This window comes from Campylobacter concisus (assembly GCF_003049085.1).
In the GTDB taxonomy this organism is placed as follows: Bacteria; Campylobacterota; Campylobacteria; order Campylobacterales; family Campylobacteraceae; genus Campylobacter_A; species Campylobacter_A concisus_H.
Genome location: NZ_PIQX01000010.1, coordinates 16,266 through 30,941, shown reverse-complemented (window position 1 = coordinate 30,941; position 14,676 = coordinate 16,266). Strand labels below are relative to the sequence as shown.

General features: G+C 38.2%; 14 protein-coding genes. 8 read left to right on the top strand and 6 right to left on the bottom strand.

Features of this window, described 5'->3' with window-relative positions:
* Nucleotides 1-2: 2 nt before the first annotated feature.
* The 3 genes from CVT13_RS09715 to thiC form a co-directional block, all read right to left on the bottom strand.
* Nucleotides 3-269, bottom strand: a complete 267-nt coding sequence (locus CVT13_RS09715) for an ACT domain-containing protein (protein ID WP_087583839.1) — start codon at nucleotides 267-269, stop codon at nucleotides 3-5.
* Between the two features lie 144 nt (nucleotides 270-413).
* Nucleotides 414-1,514 (bottom strand): Mrp/NBP35 family ATP-binding protein, encoded by a 1,101-nt coding sequence (locus tag CVT13_RS09710; RefSeq protein WP_107812428.1) that lies wholly within the window; start codon nucleotides 1,512-1,514, stop codon nucleotides 414-416.
* Nucleotides 1,508-2,806, bottom strand: coding sequence for a phosphomethylpyrimidine synthase ThiC (thiC, locus tag CVT13_RS09705; protein WP_107812427.1), 1,299 nt, complete (start codon nucleotides 2,804-2,806; stop codon nucleotides 1,508-1,510). Before thiC ends, CVT13_RS09710 begins: the two co-directional genes overlap by 7 nt.
* 147 nt (nucleotides 2,807-2,953) lie before the next feature.
* On the opposite strand from thiC, the gene CVT13_RS09700 reads away from it, so the two are divergent.
* From CVT13_RS09700 to CVT13_RS09685, 4 genes are read left to right on the top strand one after another with little or no spacing between them, the layout of a single operon-like run.
* Entirely contained in the window at nucleotides 2,954-4,072 is a 1,119-nt protein-coding gene (locus CVT13_RS09700) for a bifunctional 2-C-methyl-D-erythritol 4-phosphate cytidylyltransferase/2-C-methyl-D-erythritol 2,4-cyclodiphosphate synthase (protein WP_107812426.1), read from the top strand.
* A complete protein-coding gene (locus tag CVT13_RS09695) occupies nucleotides 4,069-4,959 on the top strand; it encodes a response regulator (RefSeq protein ID WP_087577743.1) in 891 nt (296 codons plus the stop codon). The genes CVT13_RS09700 and CVT13_RS09695 overlap by 4 nt, the downstream gene beginning before the upstream one ends.
* On the top strand, nucleotides 4,937-6,118 hold the full coding sequence (locus tag CVT13_RS09690) for a sulfate adenylyltransferase (protein WP_107812425.1): 1,182 nt from the start codon (nucleotides 4,937-4,939) through the stop codon (nucleotides 6,116-6,118). The genes CVT13_RS09695 and CVT13_RS09690 overlap by 23 nt, the downstream gene beginning before the upstream one ends.
* Before the next feature lie 8 nt (nucleotides 6,119-6,126).
* Nucleotides 6,127-6,594 (top strand): phosphatidylglycerophosphatase A, encoded by a 468-nt coding sequence (locus CVT13_RS09685; protein WP_107812424.1) that lies wholly within the window; start codon nucleotides 6,127-6,129, stop codon nucleotides 6,592-6,594.
* 53 nt (nucleotides 6,595-6,647) lie between these two features.
* Here the strand turns inward: CVT13_RS09685 and CVT13_RS09680 are convergent, their stop codons facing one another.
* From CVT13_RS09680 to CVT13_RS09670, 3 genes are read right to left on the bottom strand one after another with little or no spacing between them, the layout of a single operon-like run.
* A complete protein-coding gene (locus CVT13_RS09680; protein ID WP_107812423.1) occupies nucleotides 6,648-7,109 on the bottom strand; it encodes a response regulator in 462 nt (153 codons plus the stop codon).
* Nucleotides 7,110-7,158: 49 nt separating this feature from the next.
* The gene (gene hemH, locus CVT13_RS09675) at nucleotides 7,159-8,112 is read right to left on the bottom strand and encodes a ferrochelatase (protein WP_107812422.1); all 954 of its coding nucleotides are present in this window, start codon (nucleotides 8,110-8,112) and stop codon (nucleotides 7,159-7,161) included.
* On the bottom strand, nucleotides 8,112-8,981 hold the full coding sequence (locus tag CVT13_RS09670; protein WP_107812421.1) for a Gfo/Idh/MocA family protein: 870 nt from the start codon (nucleotides 8,979-8,981) through the stop codon (nucleotides 8,112-8,114). Before CVT13_RS09670 ends, hemH begins: the two co-directional genes overlap by 1 nt.
* A 167-nt stretch (nucleotides 8,982-9,148) precedes the next feature.
* Between CVT13_RS09670 and alaS the strand changes: the two genes are divergently transcribed.
* From alaS to CVT13_RS09650, 4 genes are read left to right on the top strand one after another with little or no spacing between them, the layout of a single operon-like run.
* Nucleotides 9,149-11,707, top strand: coding sequence for an alanine--tRNA ligase (gene alaS / locus CVT13_RS09665; RefSeq protein ID WP_107812420.1), 2,559 nt, complete (start codon nucleotides 9,149-9,151; stop codon nucleotides 11,705-11,707).
* On the top strand, nucleotides 11,704-12,204 hold the full coding sequence (locus CVT13_RS09660) for a 3-isopropylmalate dehydratase (RefSeq protein ID WP_107812419.1): 501 nt from the start codon (nucleotides 11,704-11,706) through the stop codon (nucleotides 12,202-12,204). The genes alaS and CVT13_RS09660 overlap by 4 nt, the downstream gene beginning before the upstream one ends.
* Nucleotides 12,201-12,743 carry a septum formation inhibitor Maf gene (gene maf, locus CVT13_RS09655; RefSeq protein WP_107812418.1) on the top strand — a complete coding sequence of 181 codons (543 nt, stop codon included), beginning with the start codon at nucleotides 12,201-12,203 and terminating at the stop codon, nucleotides 12,741-12,743. The genes CVT13_RS09660 and maf overlap by 4 nt, the downstream gene beginning before the upstream one ends.
* Nucleotides 12,740-14,668 (top strand): transglycosylase domain-containing protein, encoded by a 1,929-nt coding sequence (locus CVT13_RS09650; protein WP_107812417.1) that lies wholly within the window; start codon nucleotides 12,740-12,742, stop codon nucleotides 14,666-14,668. Before maf ends, CVT13_RS09650 begins: the two co-directional genes overlap by 4 nt.
* Nucleotides 14,669-14,676 lie beyond the last annotated feature (8 nt).

Sequence of the window (14,676 nt, the reverse complement as noted above, 5' to 3'; positions counted from 1 at the left end):
CCTTAGATTGTATGCATCGCATCAAAGATAGCAGAACTTTGGATATTTATCTTTACTTTTAGGCTCTCTCCAAGTTTATTAAGCTCTTCTCTTAGGACCGTAAAATCCTTATTTTCATTACTTGAAACCACCGCCATCATCGTAAAAAACTCATCTAAAATAGTCTGTGAGATATCATCTATGTTTAGCCCTAGCTCGCTAAGCTTTGCTGAGACGCCAGCAACGATGCCAACTCTATCTTTTCCGACTACGGTTACGATCGCTTTCATCTTTTCTCCTGTTAATAAATTTTTGATTTGAAGTGCATTTTGGCTCCAAAATTTAAGCCAAGCATCAAGCAAAGCTAAATTTTGGTAGCCAACTTTAAACGAACAAATTTTAAAATTTGCTCTAAATTTTATCTTTTGTAAATTTTACTTCGAGCAAGCACTCTTGCCGTCATTTACGGGCTGGATCGCCGAGTTATCAGCTCCGCCATCACTATTTATATTCTCTATCACTTCCCAAAGTCTTGCAGCCGCACTCTCGTAACGTTTTGCAGTGACTGAGTTTGGCTCGTAAAAGCTAACTGGCTTGCCATTATCACCGCCCACACGAACAGCTGGCTCGATAGGGATTTCAGCTAAAATTTGCGTATTGTAAGCTTTTGCTATCTCTTCAGTCGTACCTTTGCCAAAGATGTCATACTCTTTGCCATTATCTGGGCAGATAAAACCACTCATATTTTCGATAACTCCAGCGATTGGGATGTGGAGCTTCTCAAACATATCAAGCGCACGTTTACTATCGTCAAGCGCTACCACTTGTGGCGTTGTGACGCAGACACCTGCCGTTACTGGCACGCTTTGAGCTAGAGTTAGCTGCGCGTCGCCCGTTCCTGGAGGCATGTCGAGAAACAAGACATCAAGCTCACTCCAAAGCACGTCTTTTAGCAGCTGCTCGATCGCTTTCATTATCATTGAACCACGCCAGATAAGGCTCATGCCCTCCTCCATCAAAACGCCCATACTCATCATCTCGACACCATGGCTAAGTATCGGCTTTAGCTTGTTGCCAACGACTTGTGGCTGGGTATTTACTTCGCCAAGCATCCTTGGGATGTTTGGTCCGTAGATGTCAGCGTCTAAAATTCCCACTTTTTTGCCTAGTTTTGCCATTGAGATGGCTAAATTTAGAGTCGTGGTTGATTTACCAACGCCACCTTTTCCTGAGCTTACCATCACGAAATTTTTAACTTGAGGCGCGATATTTTTGCCACTTTGAGTGTTACTTTTCTCCTCAGGTATCTTTGGCTGGATTAAATTTAGCACATATTCATTTGAGCCCATGACACGTTTGATGTCCGTTTTTAGCTCGTTTGCCACTTCTGGGCTTGAGCTAACTATCTCGACTTCGATTAAAATTTTATCGCCGATTTCTACATTTTTTACAAAGCCAAAGCTAACTATATCTTTTTCAAAACCAGGATATATAACACCTTTTAGCCTATTTAAGACCTCTTCTTTATTTAACATTTTTCTCCTTTTTCTAGATCTTTTGAAATTTTATATGCACAAAATTTTGGTCCGCACATCGAACAAAAATGAGCGCTCTTAAACGCGTCTTCTGGCAAGCTCTCATCGTGAAGCTCTCTAGCCTTTTTTGGATCAAAGCTAAGCTCAAACTGCTTGTTCCAATCAAATGCGTATCTTGCATCACTCATCGCATGATCTTTTTCGATAGCTCCAGCTTTGCCAAGCGCGACGTCTGCGGCATGAGCTGCTATCTTGTGAGCTACGATGCCCTCTCTTACATCATTTTCGTTTGGCAAGCCAAGGTGCTCTTTTTGCGTCACGTAGCAAAGCATGCTAGCACCGTGATATGCTGCCATTGTGCCACCGATCGCCGAGGTGATATGATCGTATCCTGCACCTATGTCTGAGACAAGCGGCCCAAGCACGTAAAATGGGGCATCATGGCAGAGCTCTTGTTCGATTTTCATATTATACTCAATTTGATTTAATGGCACATGGCCAGGACCTTCAATCATCACTTGCACATCTTTTTCCCATGCACGAAGCGTTAGCTCTCCAAGCACCTTTAGCTCGCTAAGCTGCGCCTCATCTGTCGCATCAAAAAGACATCCTGGGCGAAGTCCATCACCAAGTGAGAGCGAGACATTATATCTTGCGCAAATTTCTAAAATTTCATCAAAAATTTCATAAAATGGATTTTGCTTATTTAGCTTTGACATATAGCTTGCACTTAAACTACCACCACGGCTTACTATGCCCATTTTTCGCTTTTTGACAAGCGGCAAAAACTCACGCAAAAAGCCAGCGTGTATCGTAAAGTAACTAACTCCTTGCTTTGCTTGTTTTTCAAGTATCTCTAAAATGAGCTCATTTGTGATATTGGTAACCTCTTTTGCCACTTTTAAAATTTCATACATAGGCACTGTGCCAACTGGCACGCTTGAATGCTCAATGATTGCACTTCTAATAGCGTCCAAATCGCCGTCCGTACTTAGATCCATAACCGTATCAGCGCCAAATTCTAAGCAAATTTCAAGCTTTCTAAGCTCAGCGCAAATGTCGCTGCTTAAGCTTGAATTGCCGATATTTGCATTGACCTTTGTCTTTAGCTTCCGCCCTATGCCCATTGGCTTTAAATTTTTATGATTTATATTTGCTGGTATGATGATGCTACCTTTTGCAACCTCATCCATCACTAAATTTTCACTAAGCCCTTCGATCCTTGCCACATAGCTCATCTCTTGCGTTATCTCGCCGCGCCTAGCATAATACATCTGCGTCTTATCTCTCATATAAGGCCTTTTTTGATTTTTAAAAACCTCATTTTAGTCCTTTTTTGATTTAAACTAACTAAATAAGCTTTTAAAAATTTACTTTTTAAAAAGAAATTTTGAAGTTTTGAGATGTATAATTCTGTAACAATTTTCAAAGGAGTTATCTTGCTTGATATATCACTTATAATGCTTGGAGCAGGAAATTCTAGCCGTTTTGAGCTACCAGTAAAGAAGCAATGGCTTCGAATAGGAAGCGATCCACTTTGGCTATTTGCTACTAAAAATTTGAGTAACTTTTACACATTTAAAGAGATCATTGTCGTTAGCAAAGAGTGCAAATATATGTCAAAATTTGCTTCAAATTATAAATTTGTTGATGGTGGTGAGACTAGACAAGATAGCCTAAAAAACGCGCTTGAATTAGTAAATAGCGAATTTGTCTTAGTTAGCGATATCGCTCGCCCTTGTATCTCAAGCGAGCTTTTTCACAAAATTATAGAAGCAGCGAGTCAAGCTGATTGTGTAGTTCCAGCGCTAAAGATCGCAGACACCGCTTATCTTGGCGAAAATGTGGTTGATAGAGATAAGGTAAAGCTTATCCAAACACCACAACTCTCTCGTACAGCACTTCTTAAAAAAGCTCTCAATAGCGGTGAAATTTACACAGATGATAGCTCGGCTATGAGAGCCATTGGCGCAAGCGTTTGGCAAATTTTAGGTGATGAGATGGCAAGAAAGATCACTTACAAAGAGGATCTTGCCAAAATTTCTGCTTTAAAAGAGCCCGAAAATGAAGTCTTTGTGGGAAACGGCTTTGATGTGCATGAGTTTGAAAAAGGTCGTCCTTTGATTCTTTGTGGCGAGAAGATCGACTATGAGTTTGGACTAAAGGCTCACAGCGACGGCGACGTGGCACTTCATGCGCTAACTGACGCTATCTTGGGGGCTGCTGGGCTTGGCGATATAGGTGAGCTTTTCCCCGATACGGACGCTAAATTTAAAGATATTAGCTCTATTTATTTGCTGCAAGAAGCCTACAAAAGGGTGCAAAGTGTGGGCTTTGTGCTAACAAACGCTGATATCACGGTAATGGCACAAAAACCAAAAATTTCAAAACTAAAGTCAAAAATGGAGGCAAATATCGCAAAAGCTCTAAATTTAAGCCAAAGCCGCATAAATGTAAAAGCGACGACTACTGAAGGACTTGGCTTTGTCGGCAGATGCGAGGGGATCGCCGTTATGGCAAGTGCTAGCCTTAAATTTTATAACTGGACACAAATATGAAAATTTTAATAGTAGAAAATGAAATTTACCTAGCTGGCTCGATGGCTAGTAAACTAGCTGATTTTGGCTACGACTGCGAGATCGCTAAAAGCGTAAAAGAGGCATTGAAGTTTGAAAATTTTGATGTAGTGTTACTTTCTACCACACTTCCAGGGCAGGATTTTTACCCTGTTATCGAAAAATTTAAAAGCTCTATCATCATCTTACTAATCGCTTATATTAATAGCGACACTGTGCTAAAACCGATTCAGGCAGGTGCGGTTGATTACATCCAAAAGCCATTTATGATAGAAGAGCTAGTTAGAAAGATAAAGCATTTTGAGGAATTTAGAAATTTCAAAAACGAGATCAAAAACTATGAAAGCTACGTAAATTATGCTTTAAAAGAGTACGAAATTTCTAGCTTTGAGGCAAAAAAAATAAAATTTCCATTGCTTTTAAAATCAAGCAAAAGCGGATATAGCGATAAATTTATATTTAGCTACGTAAAAGCTTGCAAATTACCATTTTTATTTTTAGGCAAAGCCTGTTTCTCTGAGCTTGAAAAGGCATTAGCTAAAAATGGTGATGAGCTAATCTATATGACAAATTTAGAGGAGCTAAAACAAGAAGAAAAAGAGAAAATTTTAGAAATTTGCAAAAAGAAAAAGGTCGCGATCTCAACTAGCGACTTTACGCAAAAAGCACCATTTGACGAGCTTGAACTTTCAGGACGCGATAAAAATTTCAATATCGATGAGATCGTTACGATCGATGAATACATAAAGTACATAATCGTTAATTATCAAGATAAATTCCCTGATACAGAACTTAGCAAAAAGCTTGGAATTTCTAGAAAATCACTTTGGGAAAAGAGAAAGAAATATGACGTCAGCAAGAAAAAATAGTGAAATTTCAATCAATACCGAAGTTTTCGGTGCTTTGGAGCTAATAAAAAATAAAATTCTCTCAGATTACGACTCGCTTATGGATGATGAACAGATAAAAGAGGTGAGCAAAAAAGGCTATTTTAATGGCGAGCCGATGCCGTATTCTTTTGGATTTGCTCCATTTGGTGAGCTAAATCAAAATATTACTAGCAAGCTTGCTCCTGGACAAAAGGTAAATCTAAGTCTTGATGGTAAGATCGTTGGACACATTAATGTTGCTAAAGTCTTTAAATTTGACGAGAATATGAGGGCTAAAAATATATTTTTAGCAAATGAAGCCAGCAATGATAAAGAGCTAAATTTAGGCAAATACGGCATTAGTGGCGAATTTGAGCTTTATGATGAAAGTATGCAAATAAGCAAAAATGCACTAAATGATCTAATAAAAGAAGATAGCGCTAAAAAGATAACGGCGGTCTTTTTAACGGCTGATCCATTTAATAGAGCTCACGAGCGCCTTGTTAGAATGACTATTGATAAGGCTGATTTAGTAATCATTTTTCTAATACGAACACGCGAAGAAAAACACGTTGATTACGAGATTAGAAAGCAAGTGCTAGATTATTTTATACAAAATTATTTGCCGACAAAAAAGGTCTTTGTCTTTGCTCTAAAAAATACGACTCTTTTTAGCTCACACGCAAACCCAACACTTGAGTGTATCGCTGCTTCAAGATTTGGGGCAAATAAACTAGTCATTGGACAAAACCACTCAGGAATTGGAATGTTTTTTGATCACAATGAAGCTCATACGATTCTTGATATTTATAAAAACGACCTAAATTTAGAGGTAATCGTGCTGCCAGAGCTAGTTTATTGCAACAAATGTAAGACGCTAGTTAGTACCAAAAGTTGCCCACACGGACAACACCATCAAATCAAATATCACCCAGATGTTATCAAAGAGCTGCTATTTAACGGCATTATGCCTCCAGCTATTCTTGTGAGGCCAGAAATTTCTGCACTGGTTTTAAGCAAACTCTTTACAAATCGCTTCAAAGACGTGCAAAAGCTTTGCGATGACCTTTTTGTAAATTCAGGACTGCTTGAAAACAAAACTGACCGCGACTTTTACGAGGAGCTCATGAAGCTCTACCAGACATCATCACTCACTTAAGGAAATTTATGCAAAAGCTATTTTTGACATTTTTTGGATTTGGACTTTTACCAAAGGCACCTGGCACTTGGGGCTCGGTAGCTGGAGCTGTGGCAGCTTATTTTGTATTATATTTTTTCTCATCTACCACACTTTTACTAGCTAGCATTTTGTTATTTTTGGTGAGCATTAGCGTTATTGATGATTTTGAAAAAAAGGTAAATTCTCACGATGAAAGTTTTATCGTTATAGACGAAGTTGCTGGCGTTTGGCTTGCTATCGCCATTAGCGGAGCGACGATCTCACAGCTAGTTCTCTCACTCGTGATTTTTAGAGTGCTTGATATCAAAAAGCCTTCTATAATAGGCAGGATCGATCGCAATGTAAAAGGTGGCCTTGGCGTAATGGGCGATGATATGGTAGCTGGCTTTTTTGCCGGAATAATTAGCGCAATAATATACGGGGCTGCTATAAAATTTGGCATAACTTTGCCGTAAAAATATAGATTTTTGGCAAAGTTATATAGGCTTAAATATCTTTTATATAAATTTTAAGCAAGTCCTAGCTCATTTAAAACAGAACTTAGATTAACCGAGTTGCTATTCTTACTATTAAGATTTTTTTGCTTCTCTAGCAGAGCTTGATTAGCAAGTGCTACATTTAGCTCTTTGCGATAATCACTTAAAATTTTATCCATTATTTTAAGCAACTCATTTTTTTGATCCTGTGTTTTTGCGGGATCATCTATGCCTAGAAGTTCTGTTAGCTCCTTTTTCTTTTGGGCTATTTTCTCTTCTATCTTGTTAGAATTTAGCTCACTTATAAAACCAACTGCACCGATTTCAGTAAGCCTTTTTTTAAACTGTTCAATCTTATCTGAAATTTTTGCATCGCTTGCGATTTTATCCATAGCAAGGTTTAAAATTTCATCAAAACTATTTTTTTTATCTTTAGTTTTGCTTGAGCCTGATTGCAATAAATAATCGATTATGTCGTTATTTTGTACCTTCATATATCTCCTTTTACTGTATTGAGATATATTTCATAAGCAAGATTTATTCCTAAAAGTTAATCTCTTTGGCTGTTTTTGCTTTTTGTAAGATAAAACTAGCAAACTCATCACTAAAATTTGGGCACCAAACAACCTTGTAGAAGCTAAAATTTAGCTCTTTTGCGATCTTTGCATACTCAATAACTAGCTCAAAAATAGTCTCAGAGTTATCAATACAAAAAGAGAGTGGATAGATAAGAGCCTTTTTACTCTTACACTTTGCCAAAATTTCATTTAGTGAGGGCTCTAGCCATTTTACAGGCCCAAGACGCGATTGGTAGGCTAAATTTATCTCTTTGAAGTTTAATCCGCTATCTTTTATCATTTTGCTTAGAATTTGCACATGCTCATTTATATGTTTTTCGTAGACATCGCCTTTATCAATAATTTTTTGAGGCAACGAATGAGCTGAAAAGATAAGCTCCACATCGCTTACATCTATATTATTTATGGCTTCATTTATGTGCGAGATTATGATTTTATTATAAATTTCATCATCATAAAATGGCCCGCAAAGCAAAATTTTAGCCTTTATCTCTAGCTCATCTTTTGCTTTTTTAAAATCATCTAAACTTGAAGTTATCGTAGTTTGTGAATGATGAGGATAAAGTGGCAAAAGCACTATCTCATCAAAATTTTCGTATTTTTTAAGCACATCTTTTACAAATGGTGAAGTATAGTTCATCGCAAAATCAACTGCATCAAACTCATTTTGTAAGCTTGAAATTTTATCGCAAAGCTTAGCTGTAAGCTCGCAAATAGGCGATTTGCCACCTATTTGTTCGTAGTTATGCTTAGCCGTTTTTAGCCTACCTTTTGTGATCATAAAAGCTACAAATTTTCTTAAAAATTTATTCTTTATACCCAAAATATAAGGGTCATTAAACATATTTTTTAGAAAAATTTCTACATCAGCAAGGCTATTTGCCCCACCCATATTTAAAAGCAAAAGTGCCTTTTTCATCAAAACAACTCCTTAATTTTTATCGCATCATCAATGTTTGAAAGTTCGATGTTTTCGCCGCTTTGACAAAGGTCATAAAAGGCATCATATTGGGCTTTTATTTCATTGTTTAAAGGATCGGTTTTTAAATTCATCTGACCATTTTCATTTACCCTGTGAAGTTTGTAATCGATAAGATCGCCAAAATAAACACCTTCTTTGGCATTTACTTCTATTTTGAAACGTTCTAATGAACCACAAAACGAATCGGTAATATTTACTAAAATTTGATTTTTCATTTTAATGTTAATTCCAACATTATCGCATATTTTAGTATTGGTTTTATTTGCCTGAGTATAAAAAAAGCTGCAAATTTCACTATCCACTAAATTTTTCGCAAGGTCTATATCGCAAAGCGAAAGTTCGTTTATAATATTTCCTTCACAAAGTGGTTTAAAATGCGCAATTGAAATGCTATAAATTTCTTCTTCTTTTAAAAGCGCCTTTTTTAGCGAAACAATAGTTGGATTAAAACGTTCATCAACACCAGTACAAACTCTTACTTTATTTACAACTGAGGCATATTTTATCTCTTTTAGCTCGCTTACACTTTTAAATATTGGCCTTGAAATCAAGATATTTTGGCAATATTTTGCACACTGACAAAAGGCCTCTACGATCTCATGTTGAGGCAAACAAAGTACAACAGCTTGTGGCTGGGCTACTTCTATAAATTTCTTAAACTCATCAAAAAACGGAGCTCTGCAAGCATCATCTCTATTTTCTTTATCAAAAACTCCACAAACTTCAAATTTGTCAGAACGCCTCAGCTCCATATAGTGCCGCTTGCCAACCAGATTGTATCCAACAATGCCAATTTTGAGTTTCACTAAAGACCTTTTAGTTATAAATTTTTAGGCTATTTTAATTGCAAATCGCTTTTAAACAAATAAATTTATAAAATATATTAAGCAAAAATTAATTTTGTATTTTTTTATAAATTTACAAACGATTTTTAGCTAAAATCGAGCAAAATTTAAAACTAACGAGGATAAAAATGCAAAATTTAGATATAAGAAAGGCATATCTTGATTTTTTTAAATCAAAAGGTCATGAAGTCGTAGCTTCAGCGCCACTCGTGCCAAACGATGCAACACTACTTTTCACAAACGCTGGCATGGTGCCATTTAAGAGCATTTTCACAGGCGAAGTGCCACGCCCAACACCACCTATCCGCACTAGCTGTCAGACCTGCATAAGAGCTGGTGGTAAGCATAACGACCTTGATAATGTCGGCTACACAGCGCGCCACCACACATTTTTTGAGATGCTAGGAAATTTTAGTTTTGGCGAATACTTCAAAAAAGAAGCGATCGCTTATGCTTGGGAATTTGTAACAGAAGTACTAAAACTACCAAAAGACAAACTTTATGTAACCGTTCATGAAAGCGACGATGAGGCGTTTGAAATTTGGAGCACTCACATCGCAAAAGAGAGAATTTACCGCTTTGGCGATCATGATAACTTCTGGCAAATGGGCGATACTGGACCATGCGGCCCTTGCAGTGAAATTTTTTACGATCAAGGTGCTGAGCACTTTAACACGCCTGAGGACTACATGGGCGGCGACGGCGATAGATTTTTGGAGATCTGGAATCTTGTTTTCATGCAGTATGAAAGAAGCGCCGATGGCAAACTAAGCCCATTACCAAAGCCAAGCATTGATACTGGCATGGGACTTGAGCGCGTTACTGCTATCTTGCAAGGTAAATTTAGCAACTACGACAGCACACTTTTTATGCCACTAATTAGCGAAGTAGCAAAGCTTTGTGGCAAACCATACATCTATGAAAGTGGCGCTAGCTACCGCGTCATAAGCGATCACATCCGTTCAGTCACATTTTTGCTAGCTCAGGGCACTACATTTGACAAAGAAGGCCGTGGCTACGTGCTTCGCCGTATCTTACGCCGTGCGATCCGTCATGGATACTTGCTAGGCATAAAAGAGCCATTTATGTATAAGCTTGTTGATAAAGTTTGCGAGCTTATGGGCGGACACTACACCTATCTAAACGATAAAAAAGCGGCTGTAAAAGAGCAGATAAAGCTTGAAGAAGAGAGATTTTTGGCGACTATTGCTAGCGGTTTGGAGCTATTTGAGAGCGAGCTTAAAAATACAAAAGAAATTTTTAGCGGAGAGGCTGCGTTTAAGCTTTATGACACATTTGGCTTCCCACTTGACCTAACAGCTGATATGCTTAGAGAAAAAGGCTTAAAGGTCGATGAGGCAAGGTTTGATGAGCTTATGAGCGAGCAAAAGGCACGTGCAAAAGCTGCTTGGAAAGGCAGTGGCGATAAGAGTGCAAAGGGCGATTTTAAAGAGCTACTTGAGAAATTTGGCGAGAATAAATTTATAGGCTATGAAGAGCTTAAGAGCAAAAGCAAAATTTTAGCCCTACTTGATGAAGAATTTAAAAATGTAGATAGCTTAGATGCTGGCAAAGAGGGCTGGGTGATGTTTGATGTCACTCCATTTTACGCTCAAAGTGGCGGCCAGTGCGGTGATAGCGGTAAGATAGTAGGCAAAGCAAATGTGCTTGATACGCAAAAATTTCATGGACTAAATTTATCTTTAGTAAAAACTAATGCAGCGCTAAAAGTTGGCGATGAAGTAGAGCTTGAAGTTGGCAGTGATAGAGCCCAGATCGCACGTCACCACAGCGCCACACACTTACTTCATGCAGCCCTTAGAAACGTGCTTGGCACGCATATCGCTCAAGCTGGCTCAAGTGTGGAAGCGGATAAGTTAAGGTTTGACTTCTCTCATCCAAAAGCACTAAGTAGCGAAGAACTTTCAAAGATTGAAAATTTAGTAAATGAGTGGATACTAAATGGTGCTAACTCAAAAACAGAACTTATGAAACTTGAAGATGCTAAAAATAGTGGAGCTATCGCACTATTTAATGAAAAATACGCTAATAATGTAAGAGTCGTTAGCTTTGGTAATGTCAGCAAAGAGCTTTGCGGTGGCACACACGTAAAAAATATAGATGAGATAGGATCATTTTTCATCACAAAAGAGAGTGGCGTAAGTGCTGGCGTTAGGCGTGTAGAGGCCGTTTGCTCAAGAGCTGCGCTAAATTTAGTAAAGTCATTTAGAGCCGAGCTTGACGAGCTAAAAGATGAGCTAAAAAGTACCGAGCCACTAAATGCGGTCAAAAAGCTAAAAAATGAATTAAGAGTTTTAAAAGACAAACTAAAAAATGCTAAAAATTCTCATGAGCTAGTCTATTTAGATATAAATAAAACCAAACTTTGCGTTACAAGCGTAGATGGTGGAGATATAAAAACCTTGATAGATGAGTTTAAAAATGAGTATGAAAGTGCTGCTATTTTGCTAATCCAAGCCGATGAGAGTGGCAAAATTTCTCTTGCAGCTGGCGTTAAAAATGCTCCTTTAAAAGCTGGTGCTTGGGTAAAATTTGCAGCACAAATTCTAGGCGGCAATGGAGGTGGTAAAGATGACTTTGCAACAGCCGGTGGCAAAGATGCATCAATGATAGAAGATGCGATAAAAGATTCACTTGAGTACGCAAGGCAAGCCTTAGAAAAATGAGTCATTACGATATAGCTTTTATAAAATTTGACCAAGTAGTACTATTTTTGCATGTATGCTTTGTAGCTCTTTTTGTGGGGCTACAAGCCGGTCTTGTGCTTGTTGGAAGTTACTTTATAAAAAATAAATTTGAAGACAAGGAACGCTATCACATCTTACTTCACATTATAAGACGCTTTGGCATTGTGATTTTCATACTAATCCTTTGCGTGATAGCGACAAGTGTGGTTATAATTTTTGGATTTTATGATGCAAATTTGACAAATCCTATGGCAAGTGCGATGGTAGCAACAAAATGTGCAATAGAACTATTTTTGTTATTAAATTTAAGCTATATATTTTATAGATACAAAAAGGCCTTAAAAGCACTAAGATCGCATGAAATGATCGAGCTAAACGAGAGTTTGATCGTTATAATTTATTACTTCACACCATTAAATTTATTAGCTTCGCTAGCAGCTATTTATCTTGGTATAAGCTATAAGGTATTTTTATGATAACGCTCGCTTCAAGCTCGCCAACAAGGGCAAATTTATTAAAAGATGCTGGTATAAATTTCACTCAAATTTCTTTCCAGTTTGACGAGAGCAAGGTAGAAAAAAACGTAAAACCTGAAATTTATGTCCAAAGTGTCGTAAAAGCCAAAAAAGAGCAATTTTTAAAAGAAAACATGGGTCTTAAAAATTTACTCTTTGTAGATAGCTGCGTGGCGTGTGGAGATAAAATTTTAGGTAAAGCAAAGGATGAAAAAGAAGCGATTGCTATGCTAAATTTGCAAAGCGGCAACGAATGCAGCGTCTATACGGCGATGATATTTTTAGGCGAATTTGAGCTTATAAACATAAGTAGGACTACGTATAAATTTAAAAAATTTGACGAGCATGACCTTAATGAATACATAAAAAATAATGAGTGGCAAGGCAAGGCTGGAGCCATGACGATAGAAAATTTTAATAAAAAATATATCATCTCCCAACACGGTGAAACCAGCACGGCCATGGGGCTAAATTTAAAAATATTAAAGGCATTTTTATGAAATATATCTTGGCATTTATCTTTATAGTTGCCATTTCGCTTGGCGGAGCATTTTTATATTTTTATTCACAAGTTAGATTTGATGCTTACGCTATCATCGACTACAAACCAAAGCTTACAACGCAAATTTTTGATAGAAACAACGAACTCATCGCAAATATCTTTGAAGAAAATAGAATTTACGTAAAATATAACGACATCCCGCCGCGTGTCATCGAAGCGCTCGTAGCTATCGAGGATACGAGCTACTTTGAGCATGGTGGTATAAACGTAGAAGCTATGGCAAGAGCTGCCATAAAAGATATTAAAGCTAGAAAGCTGGTCGAGGGAGCTTCAACACTAACACAACAGCTTATTAAAAATTTGGCTCTAAGCCGTGAGAAGAAATTTACAAGAAAGATAAAAGAGATCGTGCTTGCCATGAAGCTTGAAAGCGAGCTTAGCAAAGAAGATATCATCGAAAGATACCTAAATCACGTATATTTTGGGCATGGCTACTACGGCATCAAAACAGCTGCGGAGGGCTACTTTAGAAAAGAGCTAAATGAGCTAAGCATAAAAGAGATAGCGATGCTAGTTGGCATGCCAAAAGCGCCAAGCACCTATGATCCTACAAAGCACCTAGACCTCTCGCTTAGCCGCGCAAACAGGGTTCTTGAGAGGATGTATAGTATCGGCTGGATAAACGAGGACGAGTACCGAAAGGGCGTGCTTGAAGAGCCAGCAGTCTTTGACGATACACTCACAAGAAATAAAGCTCCTTACGTGGTCGATGAGATCATAAAAGAGGCTTCAAAGAAATTTGACGATATAAAAACTGGCGGCTACAAGATACAAAGCACAGTCGATCTAAATGTGCAAAAGATCGCTCAGGACGCTCTTGTCTATGGCTACAATGAAATTTTAAAAAGAGATAAAAAGGCAAATCCAGAGATGCTAAATGGCGCTATCGTCGTCACTCATCCACAAAGCGGACAAATTTTGGCACTAATTGGCGGTATTGACTACGCAAAAAGCAGTTATAACCGTGCCACTCAAAGCAAGCGCCAGCCAGGATCAAGCATTAAGCCATTTATCTATCAAATAGCCCTTGATAGCGGTTACTCTGTCGTCTCTCAAGTAGCTGATATCGCTAGGACGTTTGACATGGGCAATGGCAAAGAATGGACGCCAAAGAACTATAGCGGCGGCTTTCAAGGCTACATCACGATAAAATCAGCCTTAACCCAGTCTCGCAACCTCGCAACCATAAATTTACTAAACGATCTTGGTCTTAGCTCGGTTCGCAAACAGCTTACAGATATGGGCTTTAACGACATCCCTGAAAATTTATCAATCGCACTTGGTAGCTTTGGAATTTCGCCACTTGACTTTGCAAAATTTTACTCGATGTTTCCAAACGATGGCGAAGTGGTTGAGCCTACGCTCATTAAGCATATAGAAAATAGCTTTGGCGCGTCGATGGACTATGAGCCTCAAAAGAAGCAGGTACTAAAACCTGAGCAGGCATTTTTGATGACTACCTTGCTTCAAAACGTCGTAAACAACGGCACCGGACGCAACGCAAAGGTAAATGGCATCCAGATCGCTGGCAAAACTGGCACGTCGAACAACAGCATCGATGCTTGGTTTTGCGGCTATTCGCCTGATATCGAGGCCATCATCTGGTACGGAAACGACGATAACAGCCCTATGAAAAAGGTCGAGGGTGGTAGCAGGACAGCTGCACCTGTCTTTAAGAAATTTATGGAGGGCTACATTAAGCTCTACCCTACCCTAAGACGTGCATTTGAGCAGCCTGATGGCGTCTATAAAGGATACTATAACGGCGCTGATGAGTACTACACAAACGACTCGCCGTTGCCGCAAAATACACCAACAAATGACATCATTCAAGATCAAGAAAACGATGGATTATTATTTTAGGAAGATAA